Origin of the sequence: Nonomuraea longispora, assembly GCF_004348345.1 — a bacterium.
Taxonomy (GTDB): Bacteria; Actinomycetota; Actinomycetes; order Streptosporangiales; family Streptosporangiaceae; genus Nonomuraea; species Nonomuraea longispora.
This window is the reverse complement of sequence record NZ_SMJZ01000001.1, coordinates 53,372-71,226: the sequence shown is the minus strand read 5'-3', so window position 1 is coordinate 71,226 and position 17,855 is coordinate 53,372. Positions and strand designations below refer to the sequence as shown.

The following is a 17,855-nucleotide window of genomic DNA, read 5'->3' as shown; positions in this document are numbered from 1 at the left end:
GAGGGATGAGGCATCATGGGGCCCGCGGAACTGGGACATTCCTGCTCCGCAGACAACAAATCGATCCGCGGGAGCTTGAGGCAATCAGGCTGAGAGGGCGACTACGGCTGTCGCCGACCGCATGAACCTGTCCGGGTAATGCCGGCGTAGGGAGTGTGCGATGTCGCATGTGGCCGACGAAGTTCCGCTGACCCTCGACGGGCAGCCCCCCAAGACCCTGGGCGTGCTCGACCAGGGCGCGCTCTGGGCCAACCTCGGTGTCAGCCTCCTCGGCTTCTCAGGGGCGCTGCTCCTGCTCGACCCGACCGGCGACGCGCCGCTCAGCCTGGCCGCCGCGCTGGTGGCGACGGTGGTCGGCAGCCTCGTCGGCACGGCCATGGTCGGTCTCTCCGCCATCCCCGGCACCCGTACGGGCCAGCCCGCGATGGTGCTGCTGCGCGGCCTGTTCGGGGCCAGGATCTCGTACGCGCCCACGGTGCTGAACATCGTGCAGATGCTCGGCTGGGGCGCCTTCGAGCTGTGGGTGATCGCCAAGGCCGCCAGCGCGATCTTCGACGGGGTGGCGTACCCCGTGTGGGTGGTGGTGGCGGGTGTGCTGACCACCGCGCTCACGATCTGGCCGCTGGGCGCGATCCGGCTGCTGCGGCGCTACGTCACCGTCGGCGTGATCGTGTCGATGATCTGGTTCACCTGGCATTTCCTGTCCGAGACGCCCGCCCCCGCCGGCGGGTCGTGGACCGGGTTCGCCCCGGCCGTCGACTACGTGATCGCGCTGTCGGTGTCCTGGGTGCCGCTGGCCGCCGACTTCGCCCGGCACTCCCGCTCCGCGCGGGCGGCGTTCACCGGGATCGTCGGCGGCTACACGATCGCCCAGGTGGCCTGCCTCGGGCTCGGCGTCTACGCCGTGGCCATCGCCGGCGCCGCCGCCGTGAACGCCGACAACACGGCCGTGTTCGACCCGTTCGTGGCCGCCCCGCTGGGCGCGCTGTTCTTCGGCATCCTGGTGCTGCGCGAGACCGACCAGTCGTTCGCGAACGTCTACTCCACCACCATGTCGCTGCAGAACCTGATGCCGCGCGTGGACCGGCGGATCATCTCGACCGCCATCGGCGTGTTCACCGTCGTGATCGCCCTCGTCGTGGACGTCACCTCGTACGGCGCGTTCCTGGGGGTGATCGGGGCGGTGTTCGTCCCGATGTTCGCGGTGCTGGCCGTCGACTATTTCGCCTTCGGCGGCGGCGGCCGCTGGAACACGGGCGAGAACGCCCCCTCGCGCTGGTCGATGCTGGTGCCGTGGGCGCTCGGCTTCGCCGCCTACTGGCTGACCACCTCGACGCCCACGATCGCCGCGTGGGACGGGGTCTGGGCCTCCGCCCGCGACGCCATCGGCTTCACCCGGCAACCGTGGATGAACGGCGCACTCGGCGCGGCGGTGGTGGCGGCCCTCGTGACCGCCGTCATCGGCGTGTCGCGGAGGCGCGCTGCTCGACGTTGAGCAGGTGCTGCTTGGCGCTCGCGCCACCCGCGTAGTCGCCGAGCGCGCCGTCCTCGCGCACCACCCGGTGGCAGGGCACGATCACGCAGACGGGGTTGGAGGCCAGCGCGTTGCCGATCGCGCGCAACGCGCGCGGCCTGCCGATGCTCTGGCCGATCTGCTCCAGCGTCGTGGTCGTGCCGTAGGGGACCGCCATGGTCTTCTGCAGCACCGAGCGGGCGAACGTGGTGGCCAGCGCCCAGTCGACCGGCGTGGCGAACGCGCGCAGTCGGCCGGAGAAGTAGGCGTCGAGCTCTCTGCGCACCGGGTCGAGCCGCCGGGCGTCGTTGCCGATGAACGTGCCCACATGCCGGCTGACCAACTCGAAGACGTCGTTCTCGCTCTCGAAGCTGCAGGCCGCGATGCCCTTGCCCGTCACGGCCAGCACCAGCCTGCCCACGGCGCCGTCGTAGGTGCCGAACGCGATGTCGGGAGGCGTCTCGCCGCGGTAGGTGCTGGAGGTCACCCGCAACAGGGCATCGAGATCACCGCTCGCCATTCGCCCTCACCCTCCACACCCACCGAGAATCGCCGTGACCGCAGCGTATCGGACGGATCGCCCGACGCACCTACCTAGCCACGTGCACTATGGAGGTGTGGGGGACGAATGGGCCGGTAGTGACGATGAGATCGCGCGTGCGGTGCTCGCCGGTTCGCCCAACGCCGTCGTGGCGCTCGACCGTGACCAGAGCGTGCTGGTCTGGAACGAGGCCGCCGAGCGGCTGTTCGGGTGGACGGCCGAGGGCCTGCTCGGGCGGCGGGCGCCGATCGTGCCGGGCGAGCTGACCGCCGAGCTCAACGCCGTGCTGGAGCGCGTACGCACGGGCGAGTCGGTGTCGTTGCGTACCAAACGCCTGCGAAAGGACGGCGTCCTCCTCGACCTCCGGGTGGACATCAGCGCGCTGCGCCTGGGCAACGCCGTGGCCGGATACATCTGCGTGCACCATCCGGCGCGGGCCGACGAGCTGGCCAGGCATCGCATGGCGCGCAGGGAACGTCTCGTGCGCCGGCTGACGGACGTCGTCGGCGACATCAACTCCGAGCTGGAGCTCTCGGCCGTGCTCGACCGGATCTCGGCCAGCCTGACCGAGCTGACCGGCGCGGACGCGGGCGGGTTCGTGCTGATCGAGGGTGACCGGCTGCGCCTGGTCAGCACGTACCAGCTGCCCGAGGCCATCAGGGGCACCACCACCGACCTGCGTACGAGCCTCGTGGACAAGCTGTTACGCACCGGCAAGACCGTCATGCTGGAGACGAACGGGCTCGACGAGCTGGTGTGGGCGCGGCTGGACGGCCTGCACACGATCACCTTGGGCCTGGCCGCCGTCGGGGGGCGCCCGTACGGTGCCCTCTACGCGCTCTTCGCCGGGCGTGTCCCCGGGCATCTCGAACTGGAGCTGCTGGAACTGCTCGCCGGGCACGCGGGCATCGCCGTGGGCAACGCCGTCGCCTACCAGGACGCGGTGCGGCAGCGGGCCCACGAGCGGGCCGTCTTCGACGCGAGCGCCGACGGCATCGCCGTGCTCGACGGGGCGGGCCGCGTGGTCCGCTGGAACCCGGCCGCCGCCGCGCTGACCGCATTCTCGGCCGACGACGTCATCGGCGGGCCTCCGCCGTTCCCACTGCCCGAGCCGGGCGAGAAGGTCACGTTCCAGATGGAGACGGGCCGCTGGCTGGACGTGGTGAGCGCGCGGATCGAGGAGACCGGCGAGGTGGTCATCGACTTCCGCGACGTGACCGCGGCCAAGGAGCTGGAGGAGGCCAAGGACCTGTTCCTCGCCACGACCAGCCATGAGCTGCGTACGCCGATCACGATCGTGCGGGGGTTCGCCAGCACGCTTGACTCGCGCTGGGACAAGCTGGGCGATCCCGAGCGCCGCGCGGCCGTGCACACGATCGCCGAGCGGTCCAGGTCGCTCGGGCAGCTCATGGACCACCTGCTGCTGGGCTCCAGGGCGGGGGCGGACGAGCTCAAGGTCCGCATCGAGGAGTTCGACCTGGCCGAGCGGATCCAGGCCGCCACGCTCGGGCTGCCGGTGCTGTCCGACAAGCACCGGGTCGAGGTGAGAATCCCCGACAAGCTGCCGAACGTGCTGGGCGACGCGCTGGCGACGGACATCGTCCTCGGGCAGTTGCTGGAGAACGCCTTCAAGTACTCGCCCAAAGGCGGGTTGATCGCGGTGGAGGCCTGGCCGGAGTCCGGCAACGTGGTCGTGGTCGTCGACGATGAGGGCGTCGGTATCGCCCCTACTGACCGGGAGCGGATCTTTGAGCGGTTCGTCCAGGTGGACAGCGGCGATCGGAGAAGGTTTGGTGGAGTAGGGCTCGGGCTCTACATCGTCCGCAGCCTCGCGAGGGCACAAGGGGGAGACGTGAGCGCCCATCCGAGACCGGGAGGCGGCACCCGCATGCGGCTCGTTCTGCCCTATCGGATCCGACACACCGATGCGGTAACGAGGTAGTCACAGTTGCGCTGATCTATCGTCCAATGTGTACAAGCTGTGATCGAGATGCGGTTTCTGGGGTCGAGTAACGGGGCATTTCGGTCGTACCGGGGAGTGTTCCCGCGGGGGGCACAGGGAACGGGGAGGTGGGTGTGTCAAGCGTGGTGCTGCTGCCGTACGCGCCGTCCAGCGTCGCCGTCGCCCGCCAGCGTCTGAGCACTGACCTGCGGGACTGTGGGGTCTTCTCCGCGGCGATCGACGACGCGGTGCTCGTGGTGAGCGAACTGCTGAGCAACGCGCTCCGGCACGCGCATCCGCTTCCTTCCGGCATGGTGCGGGTCGCGTGGTTGCGTAACGAGGATCACATCGAGGTGGCGGTGAGCGACGGAGGGGCGGCGACGGAGCCACGCGCCGGCCGCCCGACTCTGTCCTCACTCGGCGGCCGAGGGCTCGGCATCGTCGAATATGTGGCGGAAAGCTGGGGCGTCCGGCACGAGGGCGACACCACGACCGTGTGGGCCATCCTGCCCGCCCCCCACGGCACCGGTTCGGTGAACGGGCAGGTGGCGACGCTCAGAGAGGCCGGCTAGCGAGCACGGCCCGCTCGCTCACGGCCCACGCCGTGGAGACGAGCAGATAGATCCCGGCCGCCAGTGGCAGCACCAGCGCGGCGAGCACGGAGCCGTACGGCAGCAGCGGCATGATCTTCCTCATCAGCTCGGGCTGCTCCTCCGTGATCTTGATCTGCCGGGCCGAGAGCCACGCAACGGCCGCGACCAGCACGATGACCAAGATGAAGACCAAAACCGGGGTGCTGGCCAGACCGTAATGCGCGATCACGCCCGCCACCTGCTGCCCCAGCGGAGCCCCGAACAGGTCATGACCGGCCAGCGCGGTCGGATGCGTGGCCACCCGGTACATCAGCCACAGGAACGGAAGTTGTGCCAGCATCGGCATGATCCCGGCGAACGGCGAGGTGCCCTCCTTGGCGTAGAGGGCGGAGACCTCCTTCGCCAGCCGCTCGGGATTGCGCTGGTGGCGCTTCTGCAGCGCGCGCAGGCTGGGCGCGAGCCTCTCCTTGATCCTGGTGGTGCGCGCCTGGCGCACGTTGAGCGGCAGCAGCAGGAGTCGTACGGCCAGCGTGAAGAGCACGATGCCGAGCGCGGCATGCCCACCGGACACGGTGATGACGAACGTGACAAGTGAATCGATCATGAGCCCTGTCTTCTTCGATGAAGGGAGGAAGGGCTCACCCGGCTCAAGCCTGAAGAGCCCCGCTTGGAAGGAAGCGGGGCATGCCTAGGGCGCGCGTGGACGCGGACGCCCGGCCGCGTCAGGATCGCGCAGACGCTGGAACGCCGTACGGCGCGCGTAGGTCAGCGGGAAACGCCGCGGCTCGCCGCCGAAGGCGGGCAGCAACGTGGCCGCCCACGTGACCAGCAGCAGGACCGCCACCAGGGTGATCCCCACCAGCCACGGGTCGAACAGGAACTGCGTCACCGGCTCAATGCGACCTTGAGGACTTGCCCATCACCGTGACCACGACGAAGACGAGCAGAGCGACCACACCGATGATCAGGGCGACCTTGAGCAGCCCCAGCACCATCGGCAGGAGGAAGTTGAACAACACGAAGAGACCCAGCAAGGTCCCGAGAACCAGCATCACGACTCTACCCATGGAACAACCGTACGTCCTCATGGCATGATCCGCGACGCTTACGAAGTAATGACGTCCTTGCCGTCTTGGCGGAGTCGGGCCGTACCGTGAAGTGGTGAACAGCCGCATCCTGGTGGTCGACGACGATCCGACCGTCTCCGAGGTCGTTGCCCGCTATCTGGAGCGCGACGGGCACGAGGTCGAATGCGTCGGCGACGGCGTCGAAGCGCTGCGCAGGGCGCTGGCGCACCCGCCGGACCTGATGGTGCTCGACCTGATGCTGCCCAAGATCGACGGGCTGCAGGTGTGCAGGAAGCTCAGGGAACGCTGGCCCGTACCCGTGATCATGCTGACCGCGCTCGGCGAGGAGATCGACCGGGTGGTCGGGCTCGAGACCGGCGCCGACGACTACGTGACCAAGCCGTTCAGCCCCCGCGAGCTGGCCCTGCGCGTCCAGTCGGTGCTGCGCCGCGCCCGCGGCGCCTCCGTCACGGGCGGCACCGGTGTGCTCCGCGACGCCGGCCTGGTGGTCGACGTGGGCGCCCACGAGGTGCGGCTGGAGGACGAGGAGGTCATGCTGACGGCGCGGGAGTTCGACCTGCTGGCCCACCTGATGCGCAACCCTCGCCAGGCGTTCAGCCGGTCCGCGCTGCTCAACCAGGTGTGGGAATGGTCGTTCGGCGACTCCTCCACCGTGACCGTGCACGTGCGGCGGCTGCGCGAGAAGATCGAACCCGACCCCACCAGGCCGCGCAGGATCGTGACCGTGTGGGGGGTCGGATACCGGTACGAACCCTTGGAAGACGGCTCCTGATGGCTCCGGTGCCCGCCCTGACCCAGCCGGCGGTGGCCGTCGGCGAACTGGCCATGGTCGTCGCGGTCACCGCCGGGCTCGGGCTGCTGATCGCCTTCGCCGGCGTCGCGGTGATGTGGCGGCTGCGCACCCGGTCGATCGGCGTGATGCTGGCCGTGGTCGTGGTCGTCGCCGTGGCGGCCACGCTGGCGGGCGTCGTGGCGATCATCATGAGGATGATCATCGCGGGGGCGGTGAAGGACTTCGTGCTGAGCGTGGTGACCGTGGGCGGGCTCGTGGGGCTCGGGGTCGCGTTCGTGCTGGCCAAGCGGGTGGTCGGGGAGAGCAGACGGCTGGTGGCCGCCGTACGCGAGCCGCCGTTCGTGGCGCCCAAGGGGCTGCCCGCCGAGCTCCAGACGATCGCCAACACCCTGGAGGAGGCGTACGCGCGCGAACGGGCGCTCGAAGGGGCGCGGCGGGAACTGGTGGCGTGGGTGAGCCACGACCTGCGTACGCCGCTGGCCGGGATGCGGGCCATGGCCGAGGCGCTGGAGGACGGCGTGGTCTCCGACCCCGAGACGGTCGCCCGCTACCACGGGCAGATCAAGCAGGAGGTCGAGCGGCTCTCGGCGATGGTGGACGACCTGTTCGAGCTGTCACGCATCCACGCGGGCGCCCTGCGGCTGTCACGGGCCAGGATCGGGCTCGCCGACCTCGTCGCCGACACCCTGGCCGGTGCCGAGCCGCTGGCCCGCGCCAAGGGCGTGGTGCTCACGGCCGAGGCGGCGGACGTCGTGCCCGTGGAGGCCGACGCCGGGGCTCTGGGACGGGCCCTCGGCAACCTGGTGGTCAACGCCATCCGGCACACGCCGTCCGACCGGACCGTGGTGCTGAGGGCACGCGTGGACGACACGGGCATGGCCTGCCTGTCGGTGACCGACTGCTGCGGAGGCATCCCCGAGGAGGATCTGCCCCGGTTGTTCGAGGTGGCGTTCCGGGGTGAGGCCGCGCGCACCCCCACGGCCGACGGAGGGGCGGGGCTCGGGCTGGCCATCGCGCAGGGGATCGTGGAGGCGCACGACGGAAGGATCGAGGTGGTCAACGACGGGCCGGGGTGCCGGTTCGAGATCCGGCTGCCCCTCGTCGCCGGGTGACCTCTCGGGGTGCGCGGGCGCTTCCTGGCCGGACGCCCGGGCGGTCCCCGTTCGCACGGTCAGGCCGCGTCCGGACATTCAGGCGCTCTCCGGGAGGTCGACGTCGGAGCGTGGGAGCCCGAACGACTCCGACATCGCCCGAAATGTCGGGCAGGGCCAGCGCCACATGCAACTTCTGCACCGCAGGATGGGATGCGCCGTGTCACTCGTGATGCCTCCCGCGTCCCTCGGCTGGTGGAGGTCCAGCAGCCGGAGCCCGAGCTCCGAGAACCTGAGCAGGTCGGCCCGCGCGTCGGCGAGGAAGTCGAGGTCCTCGACCGCGAGCCGGGTGCGGATGGGGACATAGCCTTCGTGGTTCACCAGGCCGCGGAGGCGCCCTGCTTCGTCATCCCATGAGGTGGCCTTCTCTGTGCGGATGAGGATGGTCTCCAGCCGTTCGCGGAGCCCCTGACGCTGAGGATCTTCAGATTTGTCTGCGTTCATCGATCCGGGGGCCCGACAGACGTGCCCCAGCCCCTCCTTCGCCATGACGCGGTTGCCAGTTCCGATGTCACGCTGTCAAGCTTCGCGTACTCTCCGTTTCCATGAAGCCCAAACGGAGGACAAAAACCTGTGGTTGCCCTATCGGCGTGACAACGTGACCGGAAGCCTCCGCGCCGCTAGCCTGCCCATGTGGAGCTCAAGGTCTCGACTCGATCACAGGCCGGGTGCGCGCTCGTCGCCATCACCGGAGAAATCGACCTGTACACGGCGCCCCACCTGCAATCCGAGTTCACTCGGCTGCTGCAGGAGGGGCCAAGCCGGGTGGTCATCGACATGTCCGCCGTGGATTTCTGCGACTCCACGGGGATGAACGTGCTGCTCTCGGCACTCAAGCGCATGAAAGAGCAGGGCGGGGCGCTCGACGTGGCCGCGCCGCGCCCCGCCGTACGCAAGATCCTGCAGGTCACGGGCCTCGACTCGGTGTTCACCGTGTACGACGAGGTGCCGCAGGAGTTCCTCATAGCAGAGGGATCATGACGGATGCCGCGGGTCCGGAGGTGACGTCCCATGGGCGGTGACACGGCGGCCGTCATCCCGGCCGCCAACGAGGCGGACCGCATCGCGGCCACCGTCAGGGCGGCCATGGCGCTGCCCGGCGTCGACCTCGTCGTGGTCGTCGACGACGGCTCGTCCGACCGGACCGGCAGGGTCGCCCGCGCGGCGGGAGCCCGGGTGGTGCGTCACAGCCGCAACAAGGGCAAGGCCGCCGCCATGGAGACGGGCGCGGAGTCCGTACGCCTCCTCGACGAGGACGCCGCTCCCCGCCATCTCCTCTTCCTCGACGCCGACCTGGGCGACACAGCCCAGGCCGCCGCGCCGCTCATCGAGCCCGTACGCGCCGGCGAGGTGGACATGACGATCGCCGTGTTCGCCACCCGGGTGCGGCTCGGCGGCCACGGCTTAGTCGTCCGCCTGTCCAAAGAGGGCATCCGCCGCGCCACCGGCTTCGAGCCCGCCCAGCCGCTCAACGGCCAGCGCTGCCTCACCAGAGCCGCGTTCGAGGCGGCCAGGCCGCTGGCGCACGGGTTCGGCGTGGAGACGGCGCTGACGATCGATCTGCTGCGCAAGGGGTTCCGGGTCACCGAGGTCGAGGTCGACATGGCACACCGCGCCACGGGCACCGACTGGCGGGCACAACTCCATCGGGCGGTCCAGCTTCGCGATGTGGCGCGCGCATTGGCCACGCGGGAGCCACTTGTCAGGCAAAATCTGGACAAACTCCGCCCCAAACGCTGACCATCTCCCGTACGTGAAAGCGTGCCGGTTCGTTTGCCGCCGAGGTGTCCGGTCTCGGACGCGAGAACACCCCCGGCGTCGTCCACAATCGTCCACAAGGGAGCGGCCCCGGACGCGGTTGTCCACAGCCCACCGGCGTCCGTCCGGAGCCACCTTGCGAGTGTGCTGGAATCTTCCGGTGACTTCGCAATCGCGGCACGACAAGGCACGAGGCCGGCTCGGGTGGGCGGCCGCGGCGGCGATCGGCGCCTCGATCCTGCTGACGCTCACCATCGGACTGCTCGGCCCCTCGCCGATGGTCCCCGCGTTGACCGGCCCTGCCTGGCAGCCGCCCTACTCCCTCGACGTCCGGCCGGATCCGCATCTCACGATCGTCCTGGCCGCCGCCGCCCTCGTCCTCGGCGGCCTCGGTCTCCTGCTCGCCCTGCCCCTCGCCTGCAGGCTCCCGGCCGCCCGTCCTGACCTCGTGCGATCGGTGGTCCTCATGGGCTGCATGGCGGCGGGGCTGCTGGCGTTCCTGCCCCCGTCCGGTTCCGGCGACCATCTCAACTACGCCGTCTACGGGCGCATGGTCACGCTGGGCCTCGACCCCTACGCCCACGGCGCGGCGGATCTGCCCGGCGACCCCATCGCCGGTGCCGTCGAGGAACCGTGGCGGGAGGAGCCGAGCGTTTACGGCCCGGTGGCGACGGCGCTGCAGGCGGTGGCGAGCTGGGTGGGCGGAGACTCGCTCCGGCTGACGATATTCGTGCTGGCCCTGTTCAACGCCGCGGCGTTCATCGTGACGGGCCTGCTCATCGACCGGTTCACCCGGCACGACCCGGCCAGGCGCCTGCGTGCCGCGTTGTTGTGGACGGCCAACCCGCTGCTGCTCTACCAGTTGGTGGCGGGCATGCACGTCGACACCCTCGCCATCGCGTGCATGGTCGCGGCCCTGCTGGCGAGGGAGCGTCCTGCGGGGTCGGGCATCCTGCTCGGACTCGGCGTGGCGATCAAGGTCAACGCCGGTCTCGTCGCTCTTGGGCCGGCCTGGGAGTTGCGACGGCGACCTGCCCGTCTGGCGGTCATGGCCGGGTGCGCCCTCGCCGTGGTCGTCGCCGGTTACGCGATCGTCGGAACGGCGGCGATCGAGCCGGTGACCCGCACCAGCAAGGCGATCTCGCACGCCTCGTTCTGGAAGCTCGCGCAGGGCTGGCTGCAGTCCGTCGTGGGCACCGGCAGCGCCTACCGGGGAGAGATCCAGGTCGGCTCCCTCCTGGTGCTCGCGCTCATCGCCTGGTTCCTGTTCCGCCTCACCCCAGGCGCGTCGCCCCTTCCCTCCCGGGCCACCGAGCCCGGTTCTGGGACGGTCCAGGGGGCTCCCGTCGTGGCGATGGTGCTGGTGGTGGCGTACGTGTTCGCGACCCCCTACGTGCTGCCGTGGTACGACGGGCTGGCGCTGGGGCTGCTGGCGCTCGTGGGGGCGTCGGCACTGGACGGCTTCGTGGTCGCACACCTGCTGATCCTGTCGCTGGCCTACCTGCCCGCCAGGGTGGAGGGCCAGCCACAGGACCTCGAGTGGCTCAGGACGGTGCTCAGGCCTCAGCTCGCGTGGGCGCTGCTGGCCCTGACCGTGGCGCTGCTGGTGTGGGCGTGGCGAGCTGCAGGGCGCGCACACACGCCGCCAGCGTCAGCGGCACCGCGACCGTCAACGCCATAGAGGGGATGGCGATGCCCGAGTCGTTCATGAGGAAGGCGACGAACGCGCACGTGAGCGTGCCGAACAGGCCCGCCCTGAGCACCGGGGCGAGGGCGTACACCTGGCCGAGCGCGGAGGCGCCCCAGCGCGACGGCCGGGCGAGCACCAGGAGGAGGAAGGCCAGCGCGACCACGGTGAGGAGGGTCAGTGACCAGTTGCCGACCGTGACGCCGACCATGGCGGTGAACTTACGCCAGACGACCGTCCACGCCTGGCCGTCGATGATCTGCTGGACGAAACCGCCCAGGTGCGTACGCTGAACCTCGGGCCGCAGCCAGTCGAACACGGCCAGCGTCCCCACGAGCAGCGCCCCCGCCAGGCCCACGAGCGCCAGTCTCAACGCCGATACGCGCCTGCCCGAAAGGAGGATGAGGAAGACGGCCAGACCCACCACGAAGGCCGGCACACCACCGAAGTCGGCGCCCCATGACGGCCATCCGTCCGCGAAGACCGCCAGCCCTCCATAGACCGCGCACGTCACGACGACCACGACCCTGGCCACCCCCTTGCCGAGGAGCCACTGGGCCACCCCTGCCAGGCCGAGCACGGTGCCGGTGGCGTAGACGGCGAAGGCGATGTTGCTGAAGCCGTAGAACCGTCCGCCGGTGACGGGCTCATAACCGGTCACGGCATTGACCTGGAGCGTGGAGCCGGTCATGACGTCGAGGAGGAGCGCCAGCGAGGTGACGGCGGCGACCACGGTGAGCGGTCCGAGCACGTGCGAACGCCACGGCCCCGCGAAGGCCGCGGCGGTGATCAGGGCGGCGATGGCGACGATCGTCACGATCACCGACACCATCGGGACCGGCAGCGTCCACCACGGCACCAGCTGAGCCAGGAAGGTCGACACGGGAATGGCCCCGCTCACGACCGCGACGGCCTGCACGGCGACGAGCAACGTGGACGCGCTCGCCAGGCCCACGGTCCGGGCGTCCGCCGACGGCGGCACGTCCGAGGCCGCGTCCGGCCTGGTGGGGACGTCCCGCTGTGACCCGGGTGCGGGGGTGTCCGGCGGGGCAGCGGCGGCTTGTGGCGGGTGGTTCTGGTCTGGTTCGGGGCGGGTGGTGCGGTTCGCGCCGTTCCTGGAGCGGCGGCGGAGAGCGAGGGCGGCGAGGGCGTAGAAGAGGAGTTGCACCGTCACCAGGACGGTGAAGAAGGGGCCGCGTACGTCGCGGAGCACCTGGCTGGCGAGGTCGGCGTCGGCCAGGTCCATCACCGCGCCGGCCGGGTCGAGTGGGGTGGCGTCCCCTGATCGCCACGGGCGGCCGACGATCTCGCGGGTCGCGGGCAGGCCGAGGAGCTGTACGACGGTGGCGGTGAGGTCGGTGATCGTGACCAGGGAGTCCTGGCGGGTGGAGGTCGCGGTGAGGCGGCCGTGCGGGAACGGCGGGCCACCCGGCGCTGACGGGCCGGTGGCGATGGCCACGTGGAGGTGGGCGTTGGGCGTCACGTCGGAGATGCCCGCTACCAGGACGGAGGTCCCGGCGGGCAGCTTGCCGATCAGGGCGCCGATCTGCCGGTCGGCCCGCGCCACCGCCGTTCTCCTGTCGTCGGCGGGCAGCGGGGTGGGAACGCCGTACTCGTCCAGGGGGCGGGAGGCCCAGGCGGTCGCCAGGTCGGCGGCTTCGAAGACGACGAGATCGTAGGGGGTCAGGTCGGTGACGGAGCCCAGGTCAGGGGCGTAGGTCGGGATATTTCCGGAAGTGTCCGCTGCGGCAAGCGCGGCTCCCGGGCCGATCGCCGCCACCTGCCCGCCGCCCTCCCGTACGAGCCGGCCCAGCGTGCCCAGCCGGGCGTCGAAGCCGGTCTCGCCCTGGTACGCGCTCAACGTGTCCCATCCGGGAATCGTGGCGCCTCGACCTGATGGCCGGGGCCCGGGTGCCGGAGAGCAGCCCTTGCCCGGCGTACCGGCTCGCTGGCCGGCGGAGACGGTCAGCCAGCCCGCCGTGGGGCAGGTGATGCCCCGGTCAGGGGGCGGGACCGTACGCGTGGAGAGCGAGGCGGAGGAGCCTCGGCTGACGAGATCCCACAGGTGGGGCGTCCGTGACCGGTCGACGTCGCTCCACTCGAGGCCGGGCACGCCGACCACGGCCACCCGTCCCTTGACCTCCCACGCCCCCGCCCTTCCCGTGTGTGCCGTCCGCGTCGCTTCCGTGCTCGCGGTGTGGGTGGTCTCCGCGCGCGTCGCCTGGACCGCCTGTGCCGTCCTCGTGTGCGTCGTCTGCGTGGTCTGCGCGTGCGCCGTCGCGGGGGTGATGGACGCGGCCAGGGTGGTGCCCAGCAGCAACGTCATCACGCGGTGGAACGGACGTCCTGGTCGCACACGTCGCCGGCCGCGTGACTCGTGCCGGCCGTCGTACGGGTCCGGCCTGGCGTCGGCGTCGTTGGGCATGTGCGGGAACTCCAGCGTTCGTCGGGCAAGGATGTGCGTTCGATCGTAGATGCTGGGCGCAGACCCCCTAGGGTCGTGCGTCGGCCCGTACGCCGCCAGGACGGCGAACGGACGTACCCACCCTGGGCGAACCGGCGGCGGGTGGGGCGTGCCGGGCACGGTACGCTGCTCGGTCATGAGGTCCGTACGTACGTGCCTGCCCAAGAAGGCAGGGCAGGTTCCGGTCGTGCGGCGAGCGACCCTCCGTTGACCCTTGACCACATCGAGTCCCGAACCCGAAGCGTCCGCGACCGGCCCGTCACCCGAGCCGGTGACCACGCCTGCGCGCGGGGGAAGCGCTGAGGGCGCCCCGCGGCGCGGGCGACAGGCCGGGGGAGAAGGTGCGATGACCGACGGCCCGGCGAGCAGGCGGCAGTGGTGGGCCTGGGCGGTCGTGGTGCTCGTGGTCGCGGCGGCCGTGACCCCGCTGGTGCACACGTGGCTCACCAATCCTGACGACCAGCGCCTGGTCGACCTGGACGTCTACCGCACCGGGGGGCAGATGCTCCTCGATGGCCGGCCGGTGTACGACTACTTCACGCCCGCGCCGCAGTTGCTGCCGTTCACCTATCCGCCGGTCGCGGCGATGCTGGCGGCCGGGCTGGCCGGGATGCCCTGGGGCGTGGCGCAGTGGGTGTGGACGGCCGGGATCTTCGTGGCGCTGGCCGTGACCGTCGGCTACGCGTTCAGGGACGCCCTGGGCACGTGGCGGAAATACCTGCCGTGGGTGTTCGGCCTGTTCATGGTGGCCTGCGCGTACGTGATGCCCATCAGGGATCAGGTGCGGTTCGGGCAGGTCGACATCCTGCTGGTCGCCCTGTGCCTGGCGGACTGCGTGGCCAGGAGGCCGTGGTGGCCGCGCGGGTTCCTGATCGGGCTCGCGACGGCGGTGAAGCTGACGCCCGGCGTCTTCCTCATCTACCTGCTGGTCACCAGGCAGTGGCGGACGTTTTTCATGGCGTCGTTCGCGGCGGCGGTGCTCACGTTGCTGCCGTTCGCGGTGATCCCGCAGGACGCGGCCGACTTCTGGTTCTCGGCGCTGCTCGATCCCGAACGCCTCGGCGCGAACGCGGCCACCACCAACCAGTCGATCCGCGGCATGCTGATCCGGCTGTACATGCCCGACCTGCTGACGTCGGCGATCTGGCTGGCGATCGTGATCGCGGTCGGCTGGTACGGGTTCCGCGGCGCGAAGGACGCCTACCAGGCGGGAGACACCGTCACGGCGGTCGCGCTCGTCGGGCTGATGGCCGTGCTGCTCTCGCCGGTCGCCTGGATCCACCACCTCGCGTACGTGGTCGTGGTGCTCGGTGCGATCGTCGGCGACGGCCGTGACCCGGTCAGGCTGCGGGTGGCGGCCGGGGTGTGGCTGTACTACGTGGTGCCCGTCCCGTGGTGGGGTGTCTCGCTGAAGGCGGCCGACATCCCAGGGGTCAGCCTGGTGCTCGGGAAGATCGTCCAGAACGGGTTCGGGCTGGGAGCGCTGGCCCTGGTGTGGTTGCTGGCGTCCTGGGTGCCGAAACGCCGGATGCTCGCCTGACCCAGCGAATACCCTCGGTGTCGTGCTCATTACAGCATGGGTCTTCGCGGGCGTTCTGGCAGGGGCCAGCGGCGTGCTCATCGGCTGTCTGGCCCTGCGCCGGGCGCAGGCCACGGTGGAGGACTGCCGGCGGATGCTCGCCCGGCGCACGCACGAGAGCGTGTGCGATCTCAGGGCGATCAGGGACGTGGCCGTCTGCCGGTACGACGCCCTCGCGGAGATGACCGGGCGGTTGTCGTTCTCGGTGGCGATGATCAATGCGCTGGGCGACGGCATCGTGCTGACCTCGATCAACGGGCGCAGCGAGACGCGTACGTACGTGCGGTCCGTGGTCGGCGGGAAGGGCGAGCAGCAGCTGTCGCCGGAAGAGGAGGAGGCTGTCAGGGCGGCCAGGCTGGGGCTGGGTCCGTCGGTCACGCCACGGGTTTCCCGGCCCGCGTAGAGCGGCCCGCGGCTCACGCGCTCGCCGGAATGGTCACCATGCGCTGTCCACCTGCGGATACTCTGGACCCATGCCCAGACTCGCCTATCTCGGCCCCGAAGGCACCTTCACCGAAGAGGCCCTGCGGCTGCTCGACCCCACCGCCGAGCGCCTGCCCTGCGCCAACGTGAGCGCCGCGCTCAACGCCGCCCGCGCGGGCGATGCCGACGGCGCCGTCGTGCCGCTGGAGAACTCGATCGAGGGCGCCATCACCACGACGCTCGACGAGTTCGCCTGGGGCGAGCCGCTGCTCATCACGGCCGAGTTGCTGCTGCCCGTGCAGTTCTCGCTGCTGGCCCGGCCCGACACCGAGATCGTCCACGTCAAGCGGGTCTACACGCATCCCGCCGCCATCACCCAGTGCCGCGCCTTCATCTCCCGCGAGCTGCCCGACGCCGTCGTGGTGGCCGCCCCTTCGACGGCGGCCGCGGCCCAGGAGGTGTCGCTACCCGGGTCTCCGTACGACGCGGCCATCGCCGCCCGGATCGCGGGCGAGCACTACGGGCTGGTCGAGTTGGCCGCCGACATCGGCGACAGGTCCGACACGGTGACCAGGTTCGTCCGGGTGGGCCCTCCTCAGCCGCTGCCCGAACCGACCGGTTCCGACCGCACCACGCTGGTCGTCTTCCTCGCCGACGACCACCCGGGCGCGCTGCTGGAGATGCTGACGGAGTTCTCGGTGCGCGGGGTCAACCTGACGCGCATCGAGTCGCGGCCGACCGGCGACGGCATCGGCCGCTACTTCTTCCACTTCGACTTCGAGGGGCACATCACCGACGCCCGCGTGGGCGAGGCGATCGCGGGGCTGCACCGGGTCTGCGGCGAGGTGCGGTTCCTGGGCAGCTATCCGCGGGCCGACGGGGTGACGACGCGGATCAGGCGCGGCACGTCCGACGACGCGTTCGGCGAGGCGGCCGAGTGGCTGGCGCGGGTCCGCGCCGGCCAGGTCTGATCACCGACCACCCGGTACGCGGGTCGTGTGGCGACTCGGGGAAATGGAGGGGCGGGCCGCTGTCCGGCGCCGGTAGCCTTTCCTTGTGATTGACCTGCGTACCCTTCGTGAGGATCCCGACCGGCTACGGGCGTCGCAGCGTGCCCGCGGTGAGGACGACTCCGTCGTCGACACGCTGCTCGACCTGGACGAACGCCGGCGGTCCGCGCTGACCGCGTTCGAGTCCATGCGCGCCGAGCAGAAGAGTATGGGCAAGTCGGTGTCCAAGGCGCAGGGCGAGGAGAAGGCCGCGCTGCTCCAGCGGGCCAAGAACCTCGCGAGCCAGGTCAGGGCCGCCGACGCCGAGGCGGAGAAGCTGGCGGCCGAGCTCGACGAGGTGCTCCAGACGGTGCCCAACCTCGTCGAGCAGGGCGCTCCGGAGGGCGGCGAGGACGACTACGTCGTGCTGGAGACCCACGGCGAGCCGCGCACGTTCGACTTCACGCCGAAGGACCATCTGGAGCTGGGCGAGGCGCTCGGGGCCATCGACATGGAGCGGGGCGCCAAGGTGTCCGGCTCGCGGTTCTTCTTCCTGAGGGGCGTCGGCGCGCGGCTGCAGCTCGGCCTGCTCAACATGGCCATGCAGCAGGCGATCGAGGCCGGGTTCACGCCGATGATCACTCCTGTGCTGGTCAAGCCGGAGACCATGCAGGGCACCGGTTTCCACGTGGCCCACGACAAGGAGATCTACCGCCTGCCCGAGGACGACCTCTATCTGGTGGGCACCTCCGAGGTGTCGCTGGCCGGCTATCACGCGCACGAGATTCTCGCGGCCGACGACCTGCCGCTGCGCTATGCGGGCTGGTCGTCGTGCTTCCGCCGCGAGGCGGGTTCCTACGGCAAGGACACCAGGGGCATCATCCGGGTCCACCAGTTCGACAAGGTGGAGATGTTCTCCTATGTGCGCCCGGAGGATGCCTCCGAGGAGCACCGGCGCCTGCTCGGCTGGGAGAAGGAGATGCTCGCCAAGATCGAGGTCCCCTACCGCGTCATCGACACGGCGGCGGGCGACCTCGGCATGTCGGCGGCCCGCAAGTTCGACTGCGAGGCGTGGATCCCGACCCAGGGCCGCTACCGCGAGCTGACCTCGACCTCCAACTGCACCGAGTTCCAGGCGCGCAGGCTCGCCGTGCGCTATCGCGACAAGGACGGCAAGCCCGAACACCTGGCCACGCTCAACGGCACGCTGGCCACGACCCGCTGGATCGTCGCGATCCTGGAGAACCACCAGCAGGCCGACGGCTCCGTGGTGGTCCCGCAGGCGCTGCGCCCCTACGTCGGCCTCGACGTGCTGGAGCCGGCCAAATAGCCCG

The 17,855-nt window shown here is 70.6% G+C and carries 17 protein-coding genes, 1 pseudogene and 1 riboswitch; of the genes and pseudogenes, 12 read left to right on the top strand and 6 right to left on the bottom strand.

The window, feature by feature from the left end; all coding sequences use genetic code 11:
* Window positions 1-57: 57 nt before the first annotated feature.
* Window positions 58-170, top strand: a riboswitch (TPP riboswitch).
* On the top strand, window positions 161-1,495 hold the full coding sequence (locus E1267_RS00415; RefSeq protein WP_132328441.1) for a purine-cytosine permease family protein: 1,335 nt from the start codon (window positions 161-163) through the stop codon (window positions 1,493-1,495). (Overlaps the previous riboswitch by 10 nt.)
* Here the strand turns inward: E1267_RS00415 and E1267_RS00410 are convergent.
* Window positions 1,458-2,033: a methylated-DNA--[protein]-cysteine S-methyltransferase gene (locus tag E1267_RS00410; protein ID WP_132328439.1), complete on the bottom strand. Its 576-nt coding sequence runs from the start codon at window positions 2,031-2,033 to the stop codon at window positions 1,458-1,460. The genes E1267_RS00415 and E1267_RS00410 overlap by 38 nt on opposite strands.
* A 97-nt stretch (window positions 2,034-2,130) precedes the next feature.
* On the opposite strand from E1267_RS00410, the gene E1267_RS00405 reads away from it, so the two are divergent.
* Complete coding sequence (locus tag E1267_RS00405; RefSeq protein ID WP_246063304.1) at window positions 2,131-3,996, top strand: sensor histidine kinase; 1,866 nt, start codon at window positions 2,131-2,133, stop codon at window positions 3,994-3,996.
* A 134-nt stretch (window positions 3,997-4,130) separates the two neighbouring features.
* Window positions 4,131-4,568, top strand: coding sequence for an ATP-binding protein (locus tag E1267_RS00400; RefSeq protein WP_246063302.1), 438 nt, complete (start codon window positions 4,131-4,133; stop codon window positions 4,566-4,568).
* Here E1267_RS00400 and E1267_RS00395 read toward each other — a convergent pair.
* The 3 genes from E1267_RS00395 to E1267_RS43960 form a co-directional block, all read right to left on the bottom strand.
* Complete coding sequence (locus E1267_RS00395; RefSeq protein ID WP_132328435.1) at window positions 4,552-5,193, bottom strand: YidC/Oxa1 family membrane protein insertase; 642 nt, start codon at window positions 5,191-5,193, stop codon at window positions 4,552-4,554. The genes E1267_RS00400 and E1267_RS00395 overlap by 17 nt on opposite strands.
* 84 nt (window positions 5,194-5,277) lie before the next feature.
* Complete coding sequence (locus E1267_RS00390; protein WP_132328433.1) at window positions 5,278-5,478, bottom strand: DUF6412 domain-containing protein; 201 nt, start codon at window positions 5,476-5,478, stop codon at window positions 5,278-5,280.
* Between the two features lie 4 nt (window positions 5,479-5,482).
* A complete protein-coding gene (locus tag E1267_RS43960; protein ID WP_161714338.1) occupies window positions 5,483-5,656 on the bottom strand; it encodes a hypothetical protein in 174 nt (57 codons plus the stop codon).
* 94 nt (window positions 5,657-5,750) lie between these two features.
* On the opposite strand from E1267_RS43960, the gene E1267_RS00385 reads away from it, so the two are divergent.
* Together E1267_RS00385 and E1267_RS00380 are read left to right on the top strand one after the other, a co-directional pair.
* On the top strand, window positions 5,751-6,449 hold the full coding sequence (locus E1267_RS00385) for a response regulator transcription factor (RefSeq protein ID WP_132328431.1): 699 nt from the start codon (window positions 5,751-5,753) through the stop codon (window positions 6,447-6,449).
* Complete coding sequence (locus E1267_RS00380) at window positions 6,449-7,582, top strand: sensor histidine kinase (RefSeq protein WP_220449283.1); 1,134 nt, start codon at window positions 6,449-6,451, stop codon at window positions 7,580-7,582. The genes E1267_RS00385 and E1267_RS00380 overlap by 1 nt, the downstream gene beginning before the upstream one ends.
* A 78-nt stretch (window positions 7,583-7,660) precedes the next feature.
* Here the strand turns inward: E1267_RS00380 and E1267_RS00375 are convergent, their stop codons facing one another.
* Window positions 7,661-8,065: a hypothetical protein gene (locus E1267_RS00375; RefSeq protein ID WP_132328429.1), complete on the bottom strand. Its 405-nt coding sequence runs from the start codon at window positions 8,063-8,065 to the stop codon at window positions 7,661-7,663.
* Between the two features lie 189 nt (window positions 8,066-8,254).
* Between E1267_RS00375 and E1267_RS00370 the strand changes: the two genes are divergently transcribed.
* The 3 genes and pseudogenes from E1267_RS00370 to mptB all read left to right on the top strand — a co-directional run.
* Window positions 8,255-8,602, top strand: coding sequence for an STAS domain-containing protein (locus E1267_RS00370; protein ID WP_132328427.1), 348 nt, complete (start codon window positions 8,255-8,257; stop codon window positions 8,600-8,602).
* 30 nt (window positions 8,603-8,632) lie between these two features.
* On the top strand, window positions 8,633-9,361 hold the full coding sequence (locus E1267_RS00365; RefSeq protein ID WP_132328425.1) for a glycosyltransferase family 2 protein: 729 nt from the start codon (window positions 8,633-8,635) through the stop codon (window positions 9,359-9,361).
* Window positions 9,288-10,661 (top strand): annotated as a pseudogene (mptB, locus tag E1267_RS47590) (polyprenol phosphomannose-dependent alpha 1,6 mannosyltransferase MptB); the annotation flags it as partial. The gene E1267_RS00365 and the pseudogene mptB, both read left to right, overlap by 74 nt.
* 274 nt (window positions 10,662-10,935) lie before the next feature.
* Here mptB and E1267_RS46090 read toward each other — a convergent pair.
* Window positions 10,936-13,491 carry a hypothetical protein gene (locus E1267_RS46090; protein WP_246063300.1) on the bottom strand — a complete coding sequence of 852 codons (2,556 nt, stop codon included), beginning with the start codon at window positions 13,489-13,491 and terminating at the stop codon, window positions 10,936-10,938.
* Between the two features lie 385 nt (window positions 13,492-13,876).
* Between E1267_RS46090 and E1267_RS00350 the strand changes: the two genes are divergently transcribed.
* From E1267_RS00350 to serS, 4 genes are all read left to right on the top strand, one after another.
* On the top strand, window positions 13,877-15,070 hold the full coding sequence (locus tag E1267_RS00350) for a glycosyltransferase 87 family protein (RefSeq protein ID WP_132328423.1): 1,194 nt from the start codon (window positions 13,877-13,879) through the stop codon (window positions 15,068-15,070).
* A 22-nt stretch (window positions 15,071-15,092) separates the two neighbouring features.
* Window positions 15,093-15,512: a DUF4446 family protein gene (locus E1267_RS00345; RefSeq protein ID WP_132328421.1), complete on the top strand. Its 420-nt coding sequence runs from the start codon at window positions 15,093-15,095 to the stop codon at window positions 15,510-15,512.
* A gap of 70 nt (window positions 15,513-15,582) precedes the next feature.
* On the top strand, window positions 15,583-16,503 hold the full coding sequence (gene pheA, locus E1267_RS00340; RefSeq protein WP_132328419.1) for a prephenate dehydratase: 921 nt from the start codon (window positions 15,583-15,585) through the stop codon (window positions 16,501-16,503).
* Between the two features lie 85 nt (window positions 16,504-16,588).
* Complete coding sequence (gene serS / locus E1267_RS00335) at window positions 16,589-17,851, top strand: serine--tRNA ligase (RefSeq protein ID WP_132328417.1); 1,263 nt, start codon at window positions 16,589-16,591, stop codon at window positions 17,849-17,851.
* The last annotated feature ends 4 nt before the right edge of the window (window positions 17,852-17,855 follow it).